The 23,901-nt window shown below is 32.2% G+C and carries 24 protein-coding genes; 5 read left to right on the top strand and 19 right to left on the bottom strand.

Annotation, left to right across the window (positions count from 1 at the left end; translation table 11 throughout):
* Positions 1-4: 4 nt before the first annotated feature.
* The 7 genes from HMPREF2658_RS04845 to HMPREF2658_RS04875 form a co-directional block, all read right to left on the bottom strand.
* Positions 5-2,167 carry a hypothetical protein gene (locus HMPREF2658_RS04845; RefSeq protein ID WP_001033750.1) on the bottom strand — a complete coding sequence of 721 codons (2,163 nt, stop codon included), beginning with the start codon at positions 2,165-2,167 and terminating at the stop codon, positions 5-7.
* On the bottom strand, positions 2,160-3,089 hold the full coding sequence (locus tag HMPREF2658_RS04850; RefSeq protein ID WP_070854225.1) for a DUF1672 domain-containing protein: 930 nt from the start codon (positions 3,087-3,089) through the stop codon (positions 2,160-2,162). The genes HMPREF2658_RS04845 and HMPREF2658_RS04850 overlap by 8 nt, the downstream gene beginning before the upstream one ends.
* 251 nt (positions 3,090-3,340) lie before the next feature.
* Positions 3,341-5,092, bottom strand: a complete 1,752-nt coding sequence (srrB, locus tag HMPREF2658_RS04855; RefSeq protein WP_000987760.1) for a two-component system sensor histidine kinase SrrB — start codon at positions 5,090-5,092, stop codon at positions 3,341-3,343.
* The gene (srrA, locus tag HMPREF2658_RS04860) at positions 5,073-5,798 is read right to left on the bottom strand and encodes a two-component system response regulator SrrA (RefSeq protein WP_000064074.1); all 726 of its coding nucleotides are present in this window, start codon (positions 5,796-5,798) and stop codon (positions 5,073-5,075) included. Before srrA ends, srrB begins: the two co-directional genes overlap by 20 nt.
* A 132-nt stretch (positions 5,799-5,930) precedes the next feature.
* A complete protein-coding gene (locus HMPREF2658_RS04865) occupies positions 5,931-6,668 on the bottom strand; it encodes a pseudouridine synthase (RefSeq protein ID WP_000159580.1) in 738 nt (245 codons plus the stop codon).
* A complete protein-coding gene (scpB, locus tag HMPREF2658_RS04870; RefSeq protein WP_000368647.1) occupies positions 6,661-7,203 on the bottom strand; it encodes an SMC-Scp complex subunit ScpB in 543 nt (180 codons plus the stop codon). Before scpB ends, HMPREF2658_RS04865 begins: the two co-directional genes overlap by 8 nt.
* Positions 7,196-7,927: a segregation and condensation protein A gene (locus HMPREF2658_RS04875; protein ID WP_000273372.1), complete on the bottom strand. Its 732-nt coding sequence runs from the start codon at positions 7,925-7,927 to the stop codon at positions 7,196-7,198. Before HMPREF2658_RS04875 ends, scpB begins: the two co-directional genes overlap by 8 nt.
* Positions 7,928-8,018: 91 nt before the next feature.
* Here HMPREF2658_RS04875 and HMPREF2658_RS04880 point away from each other — a divergent pair, with 91 nt between their 5' ends.
* Positions 8,019-8,525 (top strand): DUF309 domain-containing protein, encoded by a 507-nt coding sequence (locus tag HMPREF2658_RS04880; protein WP_001183432.1) that lies wholly within the window; start codon positions 8,019-8,021, stop codon positions 8,523-8,525.
* A gap of 77 nt (positions 8,526-8,602) precedes the next feature.
* Here the strand turns inward: HMPREF2658_RS04880 and xerD are convergent, their stop codons facing one another.
* The 3 genes from xerD to HMPREF2658_RS04895 form a co-directional block, all read right to left on the bottom strand.
* Positions 8,603-9,490: a site-specific tyrosine recombinase XerD gene (xerD, locus tag HMPREF2658_RS04885; RefSeq protein ID WP_000447733.1), complete on the bottom strand. Its 888-nt coding sequence runs from the start codon at positions 9,488-9,490 to the stop codon at positions 8,603-8,605.
* Positions 9,491-9,538: 48 nt separating this feature from the next.
* Positions 9,539-9,988: a ferric iron uptake transcriptional regulator gene (locus HMPREF2658_RS04890; protein ID WP_000392691.1), complete on the bottom strand. Its 450-nt coding sequence runs from the start codon at positions 9,986-9,988 to the stop codon at positions 9,539-9,541.
* Positions 9,989-10,092: 104 nt separating this feature from the next.
* On the bottom strand, positions 10,093-10,635 hold the full coding sequence (locus HMPREF2658_RS04895; protein ID WP_070854227.1) for an NUDIX hydrolase: 543 nt from the start codon (positions 10,633-10,635) through the stop codon (positions 10,093-10,095).
* 81 nt (positions 10,636-10,716) lie between these two features.
* Between HMPREF2658_RS04895 and HMPREF2658_RS04900 the strand changes: the two genes are divergently transcribed.
* Positions 10,717-11,625, top strand: coding sequence for an aldo/keto reductase (locus HMPREF2658_RS04900; RefSeq protein ID WP_001171342.1), 909 nt, complete (start codon positions 10,717-10,719; stop codon positions 11,623-11,625).
* Positions 11,626-11,840: 215 nt separating this feature from the next.
* On the opposite strand, the gene HMPREF2658_RS04905 is transcribed toward HMPREF2658_RS04900, so the two are convergent.
* Positions 11,841-12,089, bottom strand: a complete 249-nt coding sequence (locus tag HMPREF2658_RS04905) for a hypothetical protein (protein WP_000995799.1) — start codon at positions 12,087-12,089, stop codon at positions 11,841-11,843.
* A 15-nt stretch (positions 12,090-12,104) separates the two neighbouring features.
* Entirely contained in the window at positions 12,105-12,860 is a 756-nt protein-coding gene (locus tag HMPREF2658_RS04910; RefSeq protein ID WP_000678241.1) for an SDR family NAD(P)-dependent oxidoreductase, read from the bottom strand.
* Between the two features lie 141 nt (positions 12,861-13,001).
* Between HMPREF2658_RS04910 and proC the strand changes: the two genes are divergently transcribed.
* Positions 13,002-13,817 (top strand): pyrroline-5-carboxylate reductase, encoded by an 816-nt coding sequence (gene proC / locus HMPREF2658_RS04915; protein WP_070854229.1) that lies wholly within the window; start codon positions 13,002-13,004, stop codon positions 13,815-13,817.
* 104 nt (positions 13,818-13,921) lie between these two features.
* Here the strand turns inward: proC and rnz are convergent, their stop codons facing one another.
* Complete coding sequence (rnz, locus tag HMPREF2658_RS04920) at positions 13,922-14,842, bottom strand: ribonuclease Z (RefSeq protein ID WP_054194578.1); 921 nt, start codon at positions 14,840-14,842, stop codon at positions 13,922-13,924.
* A 312-nt stretch (positions 14,843-15,154) separates the two neighbouring features.
* On the opposite strand from rnz, the gene zwf reads away from it, so the two are divergent.
* Together zwf and HMPREF2658_RS04930 are read left to right on the top strand one after the other, a co-directional pair.
* Positions 15,155-16,639: a glucose-6-phosphate dehydrogenase gene (gene zwf, locus HMPREF2658_RS04925; RefSeq protein ID WP_000105075.1), complete on the top strand. Its 1,485-nt coding sequence runs from the start codon at positions 15,155-15,157 to the stop codon at positions 16,637-16,639.
* 229 nt (positions 16,640-16,868) lie between these two features.
* Positions 16,869-17,735 (top strand): AraC family transcriptional regulator, encoded by an 867-nt coding sequence (locus HMPREF2658_RS04930; protein WP_000382585.1) that lies wholly within the window; start codon positions 16,869-16,871, stop codon positions 17,733-17,735.
* Between the two features lie 82 nt (positions 17,736-17,817).
* On the opposite strand, the gene HMPREF2658_RS04935 is transcribed toward HMPREF2658_RS04930, so the two are convergent.
* The 6 genes from HMPREF2658_RS04935 to HMPREF2658_RS04960 form a co-directional block, all read right to left on the bottom strand.
* On the bottom strand, positions 17,818-19,467 hold the full coding sequence (locus tag HMPREF2658_RS04935) for a glycoside hydrolase family 13 protein (protein ID WP_001041920.1): 1,650 nt from the start codon (positions 19,465-19,467) through the stop codon (positions 17,818-17,820).
* Between the two features lie 15 nt (positions 19,468-19,482).
* Entirely contained in the window at positions 19,483-20,502 is a 1,020-nt protein-coding gene (locus HMPREF2658_RS04940) for a LacI family DNA-binding transcriptional regulator (RefSeq protein WP_000256333.1), read from the bottom strand.
* An 18-nt stretch (positions 20,503-20,520) separates the two neighbouring features.
* Entirely contained in the window at positions 20,521-20,757 is a 237-nt protein-coding gene (locus tag HMPREF2658_RS04945) for a hypothetical protein (protein ID WP_072468927.1), read from the bottom strand.
* Entirely contained in the window at positions 20,696-21,067 is a 372-nt protein-coding gene (locus tag HMPREF2658_RS04950) for a VOC family protein (RefSeq protein WP_000413439.1), read from the bottom strand. The genes HMPREF2658_RS04945 and HMPREF2658_RS04950 overlap by 62 nt, the downstream gene beginning before the upstream one ends.
* A 218-nt stretch (positions 21,068-21,285) precedes the next feature.
* A complete protein-coding gene (gndA, locus tag HMPREF2658_RS04955; RefSeq protein WP_000193707.1) occupies positions 21,286-22,692 on the bottom strand; it encodes an NADP-dependent phosphogluconate dehydrogenase in 1,407 nt (468 codons plus the stop codon).
* Positions 22,693-22,759: 67 nt separating this feature from the next.
* Positions 22,760-23,893 (bottom strand): tripeptidase T, encoded by a 1,134-nt coding sequence (locus HMPREF2658_RS04960; protein ID WP_000606699.1) that lies wholly within the window; start codon positions 23,891-23,893, stop codon positions 22,760-22,762.
* Positions 23,894-23,901: the final 8 nt, after the last annotated feature.

Consider the following 23,901-nt stretch of genomic DNA (forward strand, 5'->3'; position numbering starts at 1 on the left):
TTAATTAGTATACTGCTAGTTTTTCTAATTGCTCTTTAACTTGAATTAAGTTTGAACGAATTAACGAGGCAGATTGATCCATTGTTTGAATAGCTTGTCCTTCATTTTCGTTCAAGCCATTACAAACAACTTCAAACTGTTGTGCCATTTGATCAAGACGCGCATGAGCTTGTGTGTTTAAAATAAACATATCGTCATAATGTGATGGTTCAAAAATCTGATTAACAATTAACGGTTTCATATTTCTAACTATATCATCTAAGTGATTTTCTAAAATCGGCGATGCTGCCTTTAAATCATGTAAAAAATCTGTCCATTTTGTTAGGTTTATTTTTAATTCTTCTATTGAATTTTCAAATTGTTTTCGATCAATAGAGGATTCTTTTAAACCATCAATGATTCTTTTTTCGTATAACATTGTAATTAATAAATTAAGACCATCTATAATTCCTTTTATAATTTCTGTTGTGTTATTTATATTTCTTACTAACTCTTTGAAATTTTCATTATAAACTTTTTGAATATAATCAGATAATTCTTCAACAGCATTATCAATATGATTTTTTAAAATAGTCATTTTTCTTGATAAATATTTTGAAAGGTTAACTTTACCCGAAACCATATGTTGACCATTATAATTGATATTTAGGTTTCCATCCATAATAGTAGCATCTTGATAGGACATGATACTTTTTATATCAGCAATTTGATTACCATAAATGTCATTTTGATTTTTAATTAGAACGATATTTTCGCTAACGATTTTTAAATGTTTCATCATTTCTTCCGTCACACCATCTTGTAAATCATGATCTAAATTTTTAAACATTTTTACTAATATTTTATCGATTGAGTCGTGAATTCTTTCTATTCCACTCTGGAGTTGACTATCGACCTTATTAATACCCCACTTTAACGGTTTCAAGTTTAAAGCTGGAACTAAAATTGCAATAGGTCCAATTTTATCCATAAAAGAATCTATACTTTCAAATAACTCATTCTTTTTAGATGTAATGTCTCTACTCATATTTTCTAAAACATCAATTTCAATTACATTCTTAAATTTTTGTTTTAACTTATGCTTTCTATCTCCAAAATAAGAATTTTCCGACTGAGATATATTAAAACTTTCATTTAAAAATGTCACACATTCTTGTAACATAATGCTTGTTTCCCCTGTAACAAGTTGGTATAAATCACCTAATTTCTCAATATCTAACTTAATATTTTCCCCTTTACCTGACCTCGCTATTGAATCCCCTGTCCAAACATTTATTGGAATTCTACCATCCATGTCTAGATTTATATTTATAACCTTTTTCACTTCTTTTCCATTTTTAATCTCTGTATCCTTGACCGATTCTATTTTATGAACAGGTATATCCTTATATTCATTAGATTTCGAATTGAATTCCCTTTTAAAACCAAGATGACTATCAATTAATCCATTTAAAGTTGGAACACCATCTCTTATATTAATTCTTTTACCTGGCATTTCTTTCGCAAATGGATCTTGTAACCATGATAGTAAGTCATTTGTACTATGAAAACTAATCATATTTTTAAATTTTGAATTTTTATATTGTTCCCATGAAGCATATGGTAACATAGCAGGATTAGAAGCAACTATATTTTCATTTTGATGTTTGGCCCCATGATATTTTGCTCCTGCGCCACCTTCGGAATTACCACCGTCAGCTACAATGCTTTTGTGCTTGTAATTTTTAGGATTTGTATTATATTTTCTAAGAAATTCACTTTTTGATAATTTATTTGCATCTTCTATTTTTTTCTTATATTGATTTGAAAATTCATCCGCTTGATTCAAATATTGTGTGGACATATTTGAATCATTCATTAATTTGATGTTTTGTATCCAATCATCACCGATATTTTTAGACCTAAGTGGGTTTTTAGGATTAATTGCCTCATTAGAAGTTCCTTGATAGACGATAGTCTGTTGGCCTGTTGGTTTACTTTTATCATCTAACAACTCATATATTTTAATATCAGCAGCACCATTCAAATTCCTATTTTTATCATCATTGTAACTATCTACTTGCATAAATCGTTTTCCATTAACTTTAATTTCTTTATTTGTATTTATATCTTGATAAACCCAGTAACCACTTAACTCAGTTAAATCTCTATCATTAATTTTATTCATCTTTACGATACACTCCATATTCTATTGGATCATTATCATCATAAAAGGCTTTTTTAGTATTAATAGTAGGCTTTCCTATTTGAATTGTAATTGTAGATTTTTCTGGCTTATTTTTAAAATTATATAATTTATCACTCAGTTCAATTACATCATCAACTGTATTATCTTTAGTAAAATTTTTCTTTGTACTAAACAATGTTGTTACAGATACAGTATTAGCAGCGTAATTCACTTCTTTTCTGGCTTGTTCCATTCCTTCTTTAAATTCTTTATCATTTTTATGAATCAATGGTTCGTAATACTTACGATATTCTTTTAAGCTTCTTGACGAGTAGGTGATATAAAAATATTCATTTTTATATCCGACATTTTGCGTCTTGTTTATTGCTTCTTTTGTAAAGCCTGTATATTGGTATTTCTCTTCATTATCTTTGAAAAATTTATATAAGTTATCATACTTTTCTTTTTGCGCTCGATATTCAAAGCCACTTAGTACTGTACCCACCATCATACTCATATCATCACCTTTGTCCTCACTTCTTAATGAGCTATCACTGTCAATAATTGATTTGTCGAATGGAATACTCGCATTAAATACGATGTCGTGGTCATCACAATGCACGAATACTTCTACGCCGTCGCCACTACCTACAACATTGGTAGCTTTAACTTTTAAACCGAAGTTATCCATAAAAAATTGTTCGCCTCGTTTGGCAATTTTATCTTTATGCTTCTTCGCAAATTCAATCGCATCTTTTTCTGCAAGTGGTTGAAAGCCTTGGCCTACATATTTTGAAGCTTCCATTTCTTCTGGTACAGATTTTGTTTCTGTTTTTGTGTCTTTTTTTGATTCATTTTCCATCGTGGAACATCCCCCTAAAATTAATGTCGTAGCTAAAACTGATCCAATGAATTTTTTCATATGACACCTCGAATAATTTAATTAATACAATATATCTATATTTTACCCTATTTTTATAATCAAATAAATAACTTTATCAAACTTTATATTTTTGTATAAATTAGTAATATATTTAATAGTTGATATTCGCAAAAACCTTAAACCCTAAGTCCTAATCCACATACAAAACTTTCGACATCAATCAAAAAACGCATGCTATAAATTAGAGTCTCTAATCAATAACATGCGTTCTGAAATAACTATATTCAGTTTTATTCCGGCTTTGGTAGTTTGATAATAAACGTTGTGCCTTTTCCTAATTCGCTTTTAACATCAATGGAACCACCATGCTCTTCGATAATCATTTTACAAATGAACAAACCTAAACCGGTACCTTGTTTACCTCGCGTTCTCGCTGCATCAACTTTATAAAAACGATCAAATACTTGTTGTAAATGTTCTGGTGCAATGCCTGTGCCTGTATCTTTAATGTATAAAATATCTTCGCTTTCATTTTCATCACAAGTAATTGCAATTTCATCACCAGGTTTCGTATAACGTGATGCATTATCAATTAAGTTCGTTAGTACTTGGTCCATTCGATCCATATCATAACTCCAAACACGCTTCTTACAATAATTAAAAGTCATATTTAGACCTAAATCATCAGCTTGTTGGCGATACTTAATTTTCATCTTATCTAGTAACGCTGCAATAGGCTGAATTTCTTTATTTACGGATAACCCTTCAGCATCCATGCGAGCGACATTTAACAATTCATTAACTAAACGATTTAAACGTTTCGATTCATCAAGGACAATGGCAAGCGATTCTTTTATTTCATCCGGTTCTGTAACAATACCATCTACAATTGATTCAGTATAGCCTTGAAGTAATGATATCGGTGTACGTAATTCATGTGATACATTAGCAATGAAATCTTTCTTCATTTGATCTAGATTGTGCTCATTAGTCATATCACGAACTGTCACAACAACGCCACTTTTACCTCCCTGTTCAATCTTGTCGATATAGCTTGTGGTCACAACAAAGAATCGTGCATTCATTTCTAAATCACGCATTTCAGTTTGTTTTGATTTAAAAGTATCTTCAATTTGTCTTAATAAGAAAGCTTTGGCATCTTCATCAATATTGTCCATAATATCATTCGCCATCTTATTCGATAAGATAATTTGTCGACTCTCATTAATACCTAGGACACCTTCTACCATAGAGTTAATTAAGCTGTCTCTAATATTTTTAGATGTGGATAATGCGTCGACATGCTCTTCGATTTCTGTACTCATCTGATTAAATGCCTGCGATAATTGACCAATTTCATCTTTCGTTGTGACAGAAGGTTTATAAGAGTAATCCCCTTCAGATACACGTGTAGCTTGGTCTCTTAAGCGCCTTAAAGGTTTTGTAATTCTTGACGATAAGAAAAAAGCAAAGACTGTTGTAATTGTTAAGAAAATAACAGCCGTAATTATAGTGATAATCGTAATAGCATTATTTGTATCTTCGATTGATTTCAAGTCTTTATATATAAAGACTCCACTATATTTGCTATGACTATTCTTCTGTGCTTTTGTTGGATAGCCTAACAAAATATATGTTTGAGATGAGCCCTTTTCTTTAATCGTTACATTTCGAGTAACAGATTTACCTTTATCAAACACATCGTCAAAATGGTCGTTGTTGACTACTTCATTCAACATTTGCTTTTTAATATTAGAAAGTGAAGCTGAAGATTGACGATGTTTATTATTTATAATCATTAACCCACCAGGGTTTTCAATTAATGTTTGACTATATTTGATTGCTTCTTCTTTATTGTGCGATTGTTCGACCAGTGAACTAATTCGTCTAGCATCTTCTCTTATGGCATTTTCGGTTTCTTGTGTGAAATAGTATTGCATAAAGGTAATTAACGCAATACTTAATAAAATTAAAACTGTCGTCACTATTAAAATAATAGTTAACCACAGTTTAATTACGACACTATTTAGCCGGCTCATCATTAGATTTAACCTCAAATTTATACCCAACGCCCCAGACTGTTTGAATCATATGCGCAGCTTCGCTAGACACACGATTCAACTTTTCTCTAAGTCGTTTAACATGAGTATCAACTGTTCTTAAATCACCATAGAATTCATAATGCCAAACTTCTTTTAATAATTGTTCACGGTCAAATACTTTATTTGGTGTTTTAGCTAAATATATTAATAATTCGTACTCTTTAGGAGTCAAATTGACTTCTTGATTATCAGCAAGTACGCGATGTGCATCATTATCTATTTCTAAATGTTTAAATTCAATCACATCACGTGCGTGAGGTTCGCTTTGTTCTACAGTTGTAGATTGCGTTCTTCTTAGAAGTGCTTTAACTCTTAAGACTACTTCTCTAGGTGAAAACGGTTTGACGATATAATCATCTGCACCAGATTCAAAACCTTCAACACGGTTTGTTTCTTCACCTTTAGCAGTCAACATAATAATTGGTGTTTGTTTATGTTCACGCAATTTAGTTGCCACCTGGATACCATCCATTTCAGGCAACATTAAATCTAGTAGTATGCAAGCATAATTATTCTCCATTGCAAGATCATAAGCTTCTTGCCCATTACTCGCTTCATGGATTTCAAAAGATTCTCTTTCTAAATACATTTTAAGTAATCTTCTGATTCTATCCTCATCATCTACGATAAGTATTTCGTTCGACATACAGGTCATACCTCCCACACATGCTTTTCTTTACAAAAGTATTATATCACAGGAAAACGCATACAGTTATTAAAAACCTAAAATTTTGTGAAAAAATTCTCAAACTTTGTGATAAATACATATTTTATCTAATTATTTTCCGTGTTCAGCAAGATGACGCATTACTTTAACTTCATGAGGTGTCAATACGCGGCCTTCGCCAGCATTTAAACCAACAACATTTAAAGGTCCATATTCAATACGAGATAATTTTGTTACTTGATGACCAAAGTGTTCAAACATTCTTCTAACTTGTCGATTTCGTCCTTCTGTAATTGTAATTTCAACCAAAGTTGTATTTTTATCTTTATCTTGTTTTTTAACTTTTACATCAGCTGGTTGTGTTAAACCATCTTCTAATTCTATGCCTTTTTCTAATGCTTTTACTTCTTCTCGCATAAGATAGCCTTTTAGTTTCGCAACATATTTTTTCTTAATTTGATATCGAGGATGTGTCATTAAATTAGTAAATTCTCCATCATTTGTTAATAATAACAATCCAGATGTATCATAGTCTAAGCGTCCAACAGGATAAATACGAGCATCAATATCTTTAAAGTAATCAGTAACCACTGTACGTCCTCTATCATCTGATACACTTGTTATCACTTGTGTTGGCTTATGGAATAATATGTAAATCTTGTCCTCTTGTTCAATTTTAATACCTTCAACTTCAATCGTGTCTGAAGGCTTCACTTTTGTTCCTAATTCAGTGACAGTTGTACCATTCACTTTCACTTTTCCTTCAGAAATTAAAGTTTCTGCCTTACGTCTTGATGTATAACCACTGTTCGCTATACGCTTTTGTAATCTCTCTAATTCTTTAGTCATTATTTTCTCCTTTTTGATTGACTAGATTGCTGAAAAAAACATCCATTTCTTCATCGTCTTCTTCAGTTGTTGGCAAATCATCTATACTTGAAATACCAAATACATTTAAAAATAAATCAGTAGTGATTAATTGTTGGCTACGCTGTTCATTGACCACTTTAGCCTCAACTAGTCCTTTGGCAATCAATGTTTTAACTGCACCATCTGAATTGATACTACGAATTAATTCAATATCACTTCTTGATAATGGTTGGTTATAAGCAATAATTGATAGTACTTCCATTGCTGCTTGTGATAATTTCATTTGTGACTTTTGTTCAATTAATTGTTCAATGTACGTTGCCGCTTCTTTTTTAGTCGTTAAAACATACGTCATTCCAAATCGTTGTATTATTAATCCATGTGATGAATAATTTTCAATTAATTCTACGAGTTGGTCTTTCGATATATCTAAAATTTCTAATAGCTGTTTTTCATCTAAACCTTCATCGCCAGCTGTAAATAATAGCGACTCTAATATACCATGATTATCCAAAATGGTAGTTCACTCCTCTAACAATGTTAATATCTTCAAAATTACGTTGTTGCTCAATATTAATTATTCCTGCCTTTGACATCTCTAAAATAGCTAAAAAGTGAGTGACTACTTGTTCAATTGGCTCAGAAAACGTAAACAGACTAAAGAAGTTAAAATGATCTTTATCTTTCAATCTCGATGTCACTTGTTCTGTAGCTTGTTGAATGGTAAATGTCTCTTTTCGGATTTCAACAGATTTAGGTGTATTTAACTCAACTCTATTTTTAACTCTTTGATAAGCTACAATTAATTCAGTTAAGTCAATCGTATGATTTGGATCCCAAGATTCATCTGTTTCCAAATGAGATAAATCTGTCGGTCTTTTTGTAAAATAAAAATCTCTTTCTTCTTTCATGTCATTTAAAATAGCAGTATATTCTTTATAATTTTGATATTCTATTAAACGCCCAACTAAATCTTCACGTGGGTCATCATCAACATCCATATCTGATGTTGATTGTGGTAAAAGCATCTTACTTTTAATCATTAAGAGTTCTGACGCTAATACTAGGTATTCACTTGCAATATTAATTTCAAGCTGTTTCATTGCATGAACGTACTGCATATACTGCTCTGTTAATGCTTGCATTGGAATATCATAAATATCTATTTCAAATTTTTGGATAAGATGCAGTAATAAATCTAATGGTCCATTGAAAGCATCTAATTTAACTTCATACATAATATCTACCTCGTATTGCGTCATATGTGCATAATTCTCTAAAATATTATAGCATGAAAATAACTTACTTTTAAATTGGGGTGATAACAAAATGCAACAGGCACTGATAAATTTCTATTATCAATTTCATACTAAGCAACATTATTTCCTATGTCATGACATTTTAGAAGATGCATGGAAAGCTGAAAATAACTACAGTAAGCAAGATGCAGTTGTTAGTTTAATCTTGTTTGCAACTGCTTGTTACCATTATCGCCGCAATAATTTAAAAGGCGCCTATAAGTCTTTTAATAAATCTAAAGAAATAATACAAAATGCTAAAGATAGAGATGCGTTATACCTTAATTTAAATGATTATCAGTTGTTAATTGAGCAACAGATAGCAAAGTTGAATACAGCAAAGCCTTTTTCATCAGTTATATTACCAATAACTCCAGACTTTGAACGCATCATCAAGGCCAACTATCCAGATTATGATTATAATCACGAAACAGCAACAGATCCTTTTATTGTAGACCATCACATGCGGCGTGATCGTTCAGAAGTGATTGCAGCAAAAGAAGAAGCGATTCAATTAAGAAAACATAGACGTAATTAATTAACCAATTTAAAAAAGCCACAATAGCACAGACATTTTTAGTCATGTGTATTGTGACTTTTGAGTTATGGTTCACTTTATGCTCTAGGATGAAATTGGTTATACATTTTTCTAATTTGAGATTTTGAAACATGTGTATAGAGTTGAGTAGTAGATATGTCAGAGTGACCTAACATCTCTTGCACTGCTCTTAAATCTGCGCCATTTTCCAATAAATGTGTCGCAAAAGAGTGGCGTAACGTATGTGGCGTTAACGTCTTTTTAATGTTTGCCTTTACACCATTTTGTTTAATCATTTTCCATATTGCTTGTCGTGATAAAGGTTTACCATGCATATTTAAAAATAAGACTTCGGTAACAGTCTTTTTTAAAAGTTGCGGTCTAATCGTTTCAATATAAGTAGTTAAGTACTCAATGACTGCGTCGCCTAATGGTACAATTCTTTCTTTATCCCCTTTACCAAATACGCGTACAAACCCCATTATTAAGTTCACGTTCTCTAACTCTAAATGTATCAATTCAGATACACGCATTCCCGTTGCGTACAGAAGTTCTAACATCGTACGATCACGATAACCATTAATTTTATTTAAATCCGGCGTTTCTAATAAAGCCAACACTTCGTCAACATTTAAAACGTCAGGCAATTTTTTGTCATATTTTGGTGAATCTAATAATACCGTTGGATCTTTCGCCGCATATTTTTCTCTTATAGCAAATTGATGAAAACTACGGATTGTTGAAATAAATCGCGCAATAGATTTAGCAGATTGCCCTTGGTCTATTAAATGCCCCAAACACTCTTGAATTAATTGTCGATCTATAAAATCAATATGCGAGATATGATGTTCAGTCATATAATCTTGATACTTTTTCAAATCACGTCTATAAGCACCAATTGTGTTAGAACTTAGTCCTTTTTCAATTTGTATAAAGCGCAAATATTCTTCAATAATTGTTTCCATAACCACACCTCTAAAAAAAGCGAAGGTTAATTTAACCTACGCAATTTACTATCCTTTACCTTTAGCTTGGCACGTTTCACACACACCATGGAAAGTTAAACGATGATCTAAAATTTTAAAATTGAACTCATTTTCAACTCGATTTTCAACTTCTGGTAACAAATCTTCATCGATTTCATCTACACGACCACATTCCATACATACTAAATGATGGTGGAAATGTTTTGCGCCTTCTTTTCTTAAATCAAAACGAGCGACGCCATCACCAAAGTTAATTTTGTCGACAACTTTTAGTTCAGCTAACAACTCTAACGTTCTGTATACTGTCGCCAAGCCAATTTCAGGCGCTTTGTCTTTTACTTTTAGATATACGTCTTCAGCACTTAGATGATCTTTTTCATTTTCAATTAGTACTCTAACAGTAGCTTCGCGTTGTGGCGTTAGCTTATATGATGATTGTTGTAATTGTTGCTTAACGCGATTTAATCGTTCTTCCAACGATGTCCACTCCCCTACTAATAATTAAAATCATTACAAATTATTTCAAACTTCACAATTAAAACTAACAGTTTTCTCAATAAAATGCAAGCTTTTCTCATTTGTTATTTAGAATGATTATAATTTAATAATAGGTGTTGCAATGCAATGATAGTCTTCGCATCTTCTATTTCTTTATTCATTAGCATCGATTTAACATTCTCAATCGGAACTTTAATGACTTCGACAAATTCATCTTCATCTAAGTGAACTGTGCCTTCTTCTAAATTATCCGTAAAATATATTGATAATTGTTCATCACAAAAACCTGGTGAACCATACATATCTACAACATGTGTTAACTCTTTGGCAATATATCCTGTTTCTTCTTCTAATTCACGATTAGCCGCTTCGACTCTATCTTCATCATCTTCTAATTTACCAGCTGGAATTTCTAGCAATGGTTTTTCTACTGGTTTACGATACTGTTTCACTAATAAGACTTCTTTTTTAGGCGTCACTGCACAAACAGCAACTGCACCATTATGATAAACTAATTCTCTTGTTGACGTTTCACCGTTTGGTAATGTCACTGTATGAATTTCTACATCTACAATTTTGCCATTATAAATAACTGTTCGATCAATTGTTTTTTCATTTAAATCCATTATAATCACGTTCCTTTAAATTCATATTATATATTGATACACTATGCTTGTTAGCTAAAGTGTATCGAAAGGAGAACAGACATGCAAAAAAATATATTAAAAAGTGGTATTGCATTATCTGAATTAGGTCTAGGTTGCATGAGTTTAGGTACAGATTTAAAAAAAGCCGAACAAATTATAGATTGTGCTGTTGAAAATGGTATCACTTATTTTGATACAGCAGACATGTACGATAAAGGTGTAAATGAATCAGTTGTTGGTAAGGCACTTCTTAAATATCAACAACGCGATGATATTGTCATTGGTACAAAAGTAGGCAATCGTTTAACAAAAGATGGCAGTACAACATGGGATCCGAGTAAATCCTATATTAAAGAGGCAGTTAAAGGTTCACTAAAGCGTTTAGGTATAGATCATATCGATTTATATCAACTTCATGGCGGAACCATTGATGACCCATTAGACGAAACAATAAGCGCATTTGATGAATTGAAACAAGAAGGAATTATACGTGCTTACGGTATTTCTTCTATTCGCCCAAATGTAATTGATTATTATTTAAAACATAGTCAAATCGAAACGATAATGTCTCAATTCAATTTGATTGATAATCGTCCAGAATCATTATTAGATGCAATCCACAACAATGATGTTAAAGTATTGGCAAGAGGACCTGTGTCTAAAGGATTATTAACTTCAAACAGTGTTAATGTGCTCGACAATAAATTTAAAGATGGTATTTTTGATTATTCTCATGATGAATTGGGTGAAACAATAGCCTCTATTAAAGAAATTGAAAGTAATTTATCTGCATTGACATTTAGTTATTTAACATCACATGACGTGCTTGGTTCCATCATTGTAGGTGCAAGTAGCGTCGACCAATTAAAAGAAAATATTGAAAACTATCATACTAAAGTTAGTTTAGATCAGATTAAAACAGCAAGAGCTCGTGTAAAGGATTTGGAATATACCAACCATTTAGTGTAGAAGTCATTTTCAGTAATAAAAACAGCGGCATGAGGCGTTTCATTATAAAAATGCCTTACTGCTGTTGTTTATATACAATTCGCTATAATTTATGATTAAGATTACTCACTTATGATAGTAATTAAAGAGTTGTCCTCACGCATCAGTATTTAGTAATTTCGCCCTGCGGCAGTGCCTTAAGCAAACTTCTGCCACTTCATCTTTTAATAATTTTATTAAAACATCTTTCTATATTTCACTTCGCATGTTGATTCATCATTATTAGTTATTATTTGTACACCCAGCACATTTCCTTGCAACACAAGTAGTTTGAATTTTTCACAAGTATAATATAATGTACTGTCTGAAATTTGGTCTACAGAAATATCGCCTAAAATATCCAGCACTGTAAATTCTTCAAATACTGATAGTTGTTCCGCATATCGCACACAAAATCTTACCACACTCTCCGATTGACAGTTCATTGCCATCCCACCTATTTATGCTTTATTTTTAAATAATTTAGGAAAACATCGTTCAAAAAATCTAGGCGCAATTTGATACATTTTCAACGCATAATGCATCCATTTAGGCAGATTAATTTCCAATTGTTTTGTTTTAATACCATAAATGATATCTTCTGCAAGCTGATTAGCATCAAGCATCATTTTCCCCATCTTTTTAGCATACTTCATTGATGGGTCGGCTTTTTGATGAAAAGGTGTATCAATCGGGCCAACATTAACTGTCATGATATGTAAGTTTGGTGACTCTAGTCTTAAAGCATTCATTAATGCATAAAACCCTGCTTTCGATGCCCCATAATGTGCAGCATTTGCTTGTGTGGAAAATGCAGCTTGACTTGAAATACCTACAATATGTGCGTTAGATGTTAAATATGGTCTCAAAACAGTATATAAAACATTAAAACTAATTAAATTAAGCTGATACGTTTCAATCATTTCTGAAAAACTATGGTCTGAAATAGATTTGAAATAACCTAAACCTGCACTATAAATAAATCCATCGAATGATGTATTGTCTTCAAATTGCAGTGCCTGTATCGACTTCATATCATTTAAGTCACACGGAATAACATTTATAGTTTTCCCCAATTCCTGTTCAAAGATTCTAGTTGCTTTATCAACATCACGCACCAACAATGTTACATGCACTTTATTTTTTAGTAACTTTCGGACAATCGATAAACCTAAACCACTCGTACCACCAGTCACTATAAAATGTTGTCCTTTCATCAATTAACCTTCCTTTTCCATTATATAGAATGCAATTTATCAACTTTACATAATTGAGACAAGTTGATTATCTTTCCTAATATATATACAATAATAAGAAAATATAACATACAAATCAAAAACTAAAGGGATGTGACGTTAATGAAACTCGTATTTTATGGAGCTGGTAATATGGCACAAGCTATATTTACAGGAATTATTAACTCAAGCAACTTAGATGCCAATGATATATATTTAACAAATAAATCTAATGAACAAGCTTTAAAAGCATTCGCTGAAAAACTAGGTGTTAACTATAGTTATGATGATGCGACATTATTAAAAGATGCAGATTATGTATTTTTAGGTACCAAACCACATGACTTTGATGCTCTAGCAACACGCATCAAACCACATATTACAAAAGACAATTGCTTCATTTCAATTATGGCAGGTATTCCGATTGATTATATTAAACAACAATTAGAATGCCAAAATCCAGTTGCTAGAATTATGCCAAACACAAATGCGCAAGTTGGACACTCAGTTACTGGCATTAGTTTTTCAAACAACTTTGACCCTAAATCTAAAGATGAAATTAACGATTTAGTTAAAGCATTTGGTTCAGTAATTGAAGTATCAGAGGATCATTTACATCAAGTAACAGCTATCACCGGAAGCGGTCCAGCATTTTTATATCATGTATTCGAGCAATACGTTAAAGCTGGTATGAAACTTGGTCTAGAAAAAGAACAAGTTGAAGAATCTATACGCAACCTTATTATAGGTACAAGTAAGATGATTGAACGTTCAGATTTGAGCATGGCTCAATTAAGAAAAAATATTACCTCTAAAGGTGGTACGACACAAGCTGGCCTTGATACATTGTCACAATATGATTTAGTATCTATTTTCGAAGATTGTCTAAATGCTGCCGTCGACCGTAGTATTGAACTTTCTAATATAGAAGACCAATAAAAACAAACCCGCCAACACATGTATGCATCATCGCAAGCACTGTGTTTGACGGGTTATTTTTATAAATTATTACTATTTGGCAAGCATTGTTTATTACTTTGTCATTAGATTTTAAAACTATCAAAATCTTTCACAAAATTAAAATTTGGTGTATCTTCATTTTGTATCAATGTTTGATAAATTTCATTTATATCTTCTGTATTATAGCGATTGCTCAAATGTGTAATCAACGTACGTTTAACATTGGCTTCTTTTATCAATGCAAATACGTCTTCAATATGGCTATGCTGATAATTGTTGGCTAAATGCTTTTCACCATCTATATAGGTCGCTTCATGTACCATCACATCAGCATCTCTAGAAATCACACGTTCATTTGAACATGGTTTTGTATCACCAAAAATTGCTACAATTGGACCCTGTTTGGACTCACCTCTAAAATCTTTTGATTGATAAACTTGACCATTATGTTCAAATGTATCATGAGATTTTACTTCTTGATATTTAGGACCTGGTTCAAGACCAATGTTTTTTAACGCTTCAACATTGATTGTACCTGTAGTTTCAGGTGCCATTACTCTATATCCATATGATGGAATACCATGATTAAGTAAATGCGCCTCTACAGTAAAACCATCATGATGATATGTTAGATGATCATCGATTTCAATATATGTAATTGGATAGTTTAAATGTGACTCTGATAAATTCATAGACATTTCCACATATGCTTTAATTCCTTTTGGTCCAACTAATGTAAGTGGCTTTTGTTCACCGCCCTGAAAAGAACGACTAGAAAGTAATCCTGGCAAACCAAAAATATGATCGCCATGCATATGAGTAATAAATATATGTGTCACTTTTCCTAATTTAATTGCATGATGTAAAATTTGGTGCTGTGTACCTTCACCAACGTCGAAAAGCCATATGGAATTGGAATATGGTTCTAAATTTAATGCGATTGCTTGTGTATTTCTTTCTTTAGTTGGCAAACCTGCACTCGTTCCAAAAAATGTAACTTCCATATATGCCCCTCCTTTTCTTCAATTCATTTTATCATAAAATTTGTATCAATTTAGTTTTAATTTATTCTTTAATCAAATTCTGTTAAAAATTCGTCTTTGCTAGTTAATTTTTCTAACTTTAACGTAGACATAACTATATAAATTTTGATAATTACGTTATACTTATCATTAATAAGTATCACATTAAACATGATACATGAATCGATATTTCATTTAAGACACTGCATACTGTCGAGCATATTGAATGACCTGCTGAATGGATTATCTTATAATAATAAATCATATATCTAATTAAGAATTGAGGTTTTAATCTTGAGTACTAAAAACAAACACATCCCTTGTTTAATCACAATCTTTGGTGCAACTGGTGACTTAAGCCATCGTAAGTTGTTTCCATCAATATTCCATCTCTACCAACAAGACAATTTAGATGAACATATTGCCATCATCGGTATTGGACGTCGTGACATTACTAATGATGATTTCCGTAATCAAGTAAAATCATCAATTCAAAAGCACGTAAAAGATACAAACAAAATTGACGCGTTTATGGAACATGTCTTCTATCATAGACATGATGTTAGTAATGAAGAAAGCTATCAAGAATTATTAGATTTTAGTAATGAATTAGACAGCCAATTTGAATTAAAAGGTAATCGACTATTCTATTTAGCAATGGCACCACAATTCTTTGGCGTTATTTCTGATTATCTAAAATCTTCTGGTCTTACTGATACAAAAGGATTTAAACGCCTTGTTATCGAAAAACCATTCGGTAGTGATTTAAAATCAGCCGAAGCATTAAACAATCAAATTCGTAAATCATTTAAAGAAGAAGAAATTTATCGTATTGACCACTATTTAGGAAAAGACATGGTTCAAAATATCGAGGTATTACGTTTTGCGAATGCGATGTTTGAACCATTATGGAATAACAAATATATTTCAAACATCCAAGTTACATCTTCTGAAATACTAGGTGTTGAAGATCGTGGTGGTTATTATGAATCAAGTGGTGCGCTAAAAGATATGGTGCAAAACCACATGTTACAAATGGTTGCATTATTAGCTATGGAAGCACCTATTAGTTTAAATAGTGAAGATATCCGTGCTGAGAAAGTAAAAGTACTTAAATCACTGCGTCATTTCCAATCTGAAGATGTTAAAAAGAACTTTGTTCGTGGTCAATATGGCAAAGGCTATATCGATGGTAAACAAGTTAAAGCATACCGTGATGAAGATCGCGTTGCAGATGACTCTAACACACCTACATTTGTTTCAGGTAAATTAACAATTGATAACTTTAGATGGGCTGGCGTACCATTCTATATCCGTACTGGTAAACGTATGAAATCTAAAACAATTCAAGTTGTCGTTGAATTTAAAGAAGTACCAATGAACTTATACTATGAAACTGATAAACTGTTAGATTCAAACCTATTAGTAATCAATATTCAACCAAATGAAGGTGTATCTTTACATCTAAATGCTAAGAAAAATACACAAGGTATCGAAACTGAACCTGTTCAATTGTCTTATTCAATGAGCGCTCAAGATAAAATGAATACTGTAGATGCATATGAAAATCTATTATTCGATTGTCTTAAAGGTGATGCCACTAACTTTACGCACTGGGAAGAATTAAAATCAACATGGAAATTTGTTGATGCAATTCAAGATGAATGGAATATGGTTGATCCAGAATTCCCTAACTATGAATCAGGTACTAATGGTCCATTAGAAAGTGATTTATTACTTGCTCGTGATGGTAACCATTGGTGGGACGATATTCAATAATTGAATTAAAACGCACATGTTAAACAAAAATAAATGAGCGAATGACAAGGATTGATTACGAATCAAGTATATCAATTGTTCTATCATTCGCTTTTTTTCTAGACTATATTATGAAATTATATTTTACAATGCCCAAAACTATTTTAATAATCATTGAACAAATGGGTGTATAATTTATAGAAATAATGTAGAATAAAAATAAATGATTGAATTAATTGGAGTGAAAGTTTTGGACGTTATCAAGCAAATACAACAGGCAATTGTTTATATTGAAGATCGTTTATTAGAGCCTTTCAATTTGCAAGAATTAAGTGATTACGTTGGTCTTTCGCCATACCATCTTGATCAATCATTTAAAATGATTGTCGGCTTATCTCCAGAAGCTTATGCACGCGCGCGTAAAATGACACTCGCTGCAAATGATGTGATTAATGGTGCTACACGACTAGTAGATATCGCTAAAAAATATCACTATGCAAATTCAAATGATTTTGCAAATGATTTTAGTGATTTTCACGGCGTATCACCTATTCAAGCTTCTACTAAAAAAGATGAATTACAAATTCAAGAGCGATTATATATCAAATTATCAACTACTGAGAGAGCACCCTATCCATACAGATTAGAAGAGACAGATGATATTTCATTGGTTGGATATGCACGATTTATAGACACTAAGTATTTGTCACATCCTTTTAATGTTCCGGATTTTTTAGAAGACTTGCTCATTGATGGTAAAATTAAAGAGTTACGACGATATAATGACGTTAGTCCATTTGAACTATTTGTTATTAGTTGTCCTCTTGAAAATGGTTTAGAAATATTTGTAGGTGTACCAAGTGAACGTTATCCTGCACACTTAGAAAGTCGATTTTTACCTGGCAAACATTGTGCGAAATTCAATTTACAAGGTGAAATTGATTATGCAACTAATGAAGCTTGGTACTATATTGAATCAAGTTTGCAGTTAACATTGCCATATGAACGAAATGATTTATATGTTGAAGTGTACCCTCTCGATATTTCATTTAATGACCCATTCACTAAAATTCAGCTTTGGATTCCTGTTAAACAGAGTCCTTATGACGAAGATTAAATAATTAAAAACAAAGAAGCCCCCTAATATATCTATAGGTCTACAAATGGCCTTAGATACTATTAGGGGGCATATTAATATGTTAATTTAATTCGATAACACATGCTTCATATGGACGTAACTGTTTTAAATTAACTTTGGCATCATAATTAAATAGCTTCACTTCTCCATGACTTACATCAAATGGTACAGTTAATTCTGCTTCGTGGTTAGTAAGATTACCTACAATAAGAACTTGCTTTTCATTTAATGTTCTCGTGTATGCAAAAACTTGTGAATTTTCAGCATCTACTAAATCAAATTGACCATATACGTATACATCATTAGACTTTCTTAATTGAATTAAATCTTTATAAAATTGTAATACTGAATGCTCATCTTCTAATTGTTGTGCAACATTAATAGATTTATAATTCGGATTCACTGGGAACCAAGGTTCACCATTTGTAAATCCTCCATTTAACGTATCATCCCATTGCATTGGTGTGCGAGAGTTATCTCGGTTCTCATCTTTATATTTCGCAAGTAAAGCGTCTACATCTCCACCTTGAGCTTTCACAATTTGATAGTCATTCTTAACAGCAACATCGTTAAATGTTTCAATACTTTCAAATGGATAATTCGTCATACCAATTTCTTGACCTTGATAAATGAATGGCGTACCTTGTTGCAAGAAATAAACTGCTGCATGACTTGTTGCTGATTCATACCAATACTTGTCATCGTCACCCCACGTCGATACACGTCGTGGTTGGTCGTGATTTTCAATAAACAACGCATTCCAACCTTTATTTTCAAGTTGTTTTTGCCATCTATTTAATACAGATTTATACGAATTTACATCAAAGTGAGAATCACCACTATTCCACAGTCCCAAATGTTCAAATTGGAATATCATATTAAATTTACCATTTTCTTCCCCGACCCAGTCATCAGCATCATCAGGGCTTACACCATTCGCTTCACCAACAGTCATAATGTCATACTTACTTAATGAGCGATCTTTCATCTCTTGTAACCAAGTTTGTATACCTGGCTGATTCATATCTACATCAAATGCTGGGGCATATGTTTTACCCTCAGGTACAGGTAAGTCACCCGCTTCAAACGTCTTTTTAATATGTGTAATTGCATCTACTCTAAATCCATCAATGCCTTTATCAAACCACCAGTTCATCATTTCGAATACAGCATCTCTAACTTCCGGATTATCCCAATTCAAATCAGGTTGTTTTTTACTGAATAAATGGAAATAATATTGCTCAGTATTAGCATCATATTCCCATGTAGATCCATTAAAGATACTTTCCCAGTTGTTTGGTTCAGAGCCATCTGGCTTTGGATCTTGCCAAATGTACCAATCACGTTTGGGATTGTCTTTACTAGATTTGGATTCTATAAACCAAGGATGTTCATCAGATGTATGATTCACAACTAAATCTAAAATAAGCTTCATACCTCTATCATGAACACCTTTTAATAAACGATCAAAGTCTTCCATCGTTCCAAATTCATCCATAATCTCTTGGTAGTCACTAATATCATAACCATTGTCATCATTAGGTGATTTAAACATTGGACTGAGCCAAATGACATCGATACCTAAATCTTTTAAGTAGTCCAATTTATCAATCATTCCAGGTAAATCCCCAATACCATCGTGATTACTATCATTAAAACTTCTTGGATATACTTGATATGCTACTGCTTCTTTCCACCATTGCTTATTCATTTTAAAACTCCTTTGCTATCGTTGTGTTGATTTTCTTATTTTTAATTCTGTATCTATAATGACGAGTTCAATAACATCCTGTGCTTTGTTTTTTAATATATTTAAAATTGCTGCACCAGCCTGTTGACCTAACATTCGAGGCTTGATGTCAATACATGTTTGAGGTGGTGACGCAATTTCGGTTAAATAAGAATCATTGAACGTTGCTGTCATTACATCTTTCGGAATTTCAATATTAAGTTCATATAGGACACTTAAAATCGCTAAATGTAACATAGCATCTAACGAAATGATTGCCTGTTTAATATTTGGGTCCTTCAAACGCGTATGTAGATTTTGCATGTAATTAAAAATAACTTCTCTTTCATTACTAGTCTCAATAATTTGATAATTAATTTTATTTTGAGAAGCTATCGTTTCAAATCCTTGAATCCTGTCTTTCGAAACTTCAAAATCGCCTTTTTCTGTAATAAATATTAATTCATCTACACCTTGTTCAATAACATGTCGTGTCAAATTTTCAGAAGCTAATATATTATCATTATCAATGTGTGTAAATTGATGATCTATATCCGATGTAGGCTTACCAATCACAATAAATGGCATGCTTTCATCAATTAACATTTGTTTAATCGGATCATTTTCTTTTGAATAGAGCAGTATAAACGCATCAACCATTCGTTGTTTAATCATTTTATAAACTTCATCCATTAAATCATTCATATTATTTGAGACTGTCGTTTGTGTACCATAGCCATGCTGGTTACACGTTTCAGAAATTCCTAGCAATACATTGATGTAGAATGGATTCAGTCGAATAGGCTCCTCAGAACCTTTTAACACTAAACCAATTTTATATGTTTGGTTTGTAATTAAAGTTCTAGCAGCGGTATTAGGAAAATAATTCAATTCTTCCATAACTTTCTTCACTTTTGAAATTGTCGCTTCGCTAATACGTTGATTTCCTTTTATAACTCTTGAAACTGTCGAAGGAGAAACACCGGCTTTTAGTGCAACATCTTTAATCGTAACCATTTAATCACCTCCTGTTAATCACTGCACTGGAAAACGCTTCCAACCTTTGTATAATATCAGTTTAGTCACACTTTCTAAAAAAGTCAAAAGATTTGTGCAAACGATTGCATAAAACGATAAAAATAAAACCTTCATACTGAAATTCAATCCGAAAATCAATATAAAGGTTTGTATAAAAATTAAAATCGATTGTTTAGTCACTAACTGCAAAATAGTTACCTTGGCCATCTTGGAAATTAAATACACGTTGACCATTCATTTCTACTATATCATGCCCAGTTAAACCTAAATCATTTAATTTTGAGTATAATGCATCAAAGTTTTTCTCTTTAAACATTAAAGATGGTGTTCCTAGGTTCACCTCCGGGCTATACTTTTCAATAAATTCTTTTGCCATAATCGTCAATGACGTTTCAGCATCTTTCGTAGGTGATACTTCAACTGCAACATAGTCCTCAGCTAACGGTGTTTCACTTACAACAACAAATTCTAAAGTTTCTGTCCAAAATGCTTTCGCTTTTTCAACATCATCAACATATAACATAACTTGATTTAACTTTTCCATAAAATAGTACCTCTATTTCTCTATAGTACATGCTATCATAACACAGTAAATATTTTATTACTTCACAAAATGCTTAAAAATATGGCGGGATGCTTTTAAGGTAATAGATATTGCTTGTGTAATTTTTTATAGGTTGTAGCTACTCTATCACACTCTCTTTTATATTTATCAAAAGATATAAAAAAGGATAGTATCTTTCAACTATCCTTTAATCAATATTATTCTTCAATCCATTGTGTATGGAATACGCCTTCTTTATCTTTTCTTTCATAAGTATGTGCACCGAAGTAGTCACGTTGTGCTTGAATTAAGTTTGCAGGTAAATCAGCTGCACGGTAACTATCATAGTAATTAATACTTGATGAGAAACCAGGTGTTGGTACACCATTTTGAACACCAGTTGCGACAACATCACGTAACGCATCTTGATATTCAGTAACGATGTTTTTAAAGTAAGGATCTAGCAATAAGTTTTGTAATCCTGGATTATTATCGTAAGCATCTTTGATTTTTTGTAAGAATTGTGCACGGATAATGCAACCTTCTCTCCAAATCATAGCTAAATCACCAAGTTTTAAATTCCATTCATTATCTTCACTTGCTTTACGCATTTGCGCGAAACCTTGTGCATAAGAACAAATTTTACTCATATATAATGCTTTACGAATTTTTTCTAAAAAGTCTTTCTTGTCACCATCAAATGATGCTTTTGGACCATTTAATTCTTTAGAAGCATTTACGCGCTCTTCTTTGATTGAAGAGATAAAACGTGCAAATACAGATTCAGTAATAATGGTTAATGGAATACCTAATTCTAATGCATTAATTGAAGTCCATTTTCCTGTACCTTTTTGACCTGCAGTATCAAGAATTTTTTCAACTAATGCTTCTTTATTTTCATCTAATTTCATGAAAATATCACCAGTGATTTCAATTAAATAACTTTCTAATTCACCAGCATTCCAGTCTTTGAACGTTTGAGCAATGTCTTCATGAGACATACCTAATAATTCTTTCATCATAGCATAACTTTCTGCAATTAATTGCATGTCAGCATATTCGATACCATTGTGTACCATTTTCACATAGTGTCCAGCACCATTAGGTCCAATATAAGTAACACATGAAGCACCGTCTTTTGCCTTTGCAGCAATTGCATCAAGAATATCTGCAACTTTGTTATAAGCTTCTTCTTGTCCACCCGGCATTAATGACGGACCAGTTAACGCTCCAATTTCACCACCAGAAACGCCCATACCAATAAAGTTGATTGCACTTTGTGCTAATGCTTTATTACGTCTGATAGTATCTTGATAGTTTGTATTACCACCATCAATTAAAATATCTCCATCATCTAATAAAGGTAACAAACTATCAATCGTAGCATCCGTAGCTTTACCTGCTTGAACCATTAATAAAATTTTACGTGGTTTTTCTAAAGAATTAACAAATTCTTCCAATGAGTATGTTGGATGAATATTTTTTCCTTTTGATTCTTCAACCATTAAATCAGTTTTTTCACTTGAGCGGTTAAATACAGATACACTATATCCGCGTGATTCAATATTCCAAGCTAGGTTTTTACCCATAACGGCTAAACCAATAACTCCAATTTGTTGTGTCATATTACTTACCTCACTTGTTGATTTTTCATTAGTATTGTATCACAAAATAGACATACACTACACTATATCATTTCGATTGTCGCGCAACTATTTTGATTATTTCTAACACTTGACTTGCAAGCAAGTTCAATGATTTAATCGGCATTCTCTCATTTGTTGTATGGATTTTTTCATAACCCACTCCTAAAATGACTGAAGGAATACCAAATGTATTAATAATACTGCCGTCTGAACCGCCACCAGAAATAATTGTATTTGCAGATAATCCTAAATTACGAGCACTTTCTTGTGCAATTTTAACAACCGTTTCATTATCATTAATTTTAAATCCTGGATAACTTTGCTCCACTGTAACTACTGCTTTCCCACCTAATTCTGATGCAGTAGTTTCAAACACATCAGTCATATGTTTGACTTGTGTTTTTATTCTTTCTGGATCGTGAGAACGTGCCTCTGCTTCTAAGATGACTTCATCTGCAACAATATTCGTAGCTGAACCGCCATGAAACTTACCAATATTTGCAGTAGTTATTTCATCAACTTGTCCTAATTTCATTCGACTAATTGCTTTCGCCGCAATATTAATAGCACTAACACCCTCTTTTGGCGTACTTGCATGAGCCGTTTTGCCAAAAATTTTAGCTGAAATTAACATTTGCGTCGGTGCACCTACAACCGTAGTACCGACATCAGCACTTGCATCAATAGCATAACCAAAGTCCGCGTCCAACAAATCTGAATTTAATTCTTTAGCACCAATTAAACCTGATTCTTCTCCAACAGTAATCACAAATTGAATTTGTCCATGTGAGATTTGTTGTTCCTTTATCACTTGCAAAACTTCAAGCATAGCTGCTAATCCTGCTTTATCATCTGCACCTAGAATAGTCATACCATCAGAGTAAATGTAGCCGTCATCTTTTACAATTGGCTTTACATTAATTGCGGGTACAACAGTATCCATATGGCTCGTCAAATATAATTTAGGTACTTCGCCTTCTTCGATAGTACTATTCATTGTACACACTAGATTATTGGCACCTAATTTAGGATGTTTAGCCGCTTGATCTTCTTTAACATCTAACCCTAATGCTATGAATTTTTCTTTTAAAATAGGTTGGATTGTTGATTCATTCCCTGTCTCAGAATCGATTTGTACAAGTTCTAAAAACGTATTAAGTAATCTTTGCTCATTAATCATAATGGAAC

It is taken from the genome of Staphylococcus sp. HMSC062H10, assembly GCF_001836945.1.
Lineage (GTDB): Bacteria > Bacillota > Bacilli > Staphylococcales > Staphylococcaceae > Staphylococcus > Staphylococcus aureus.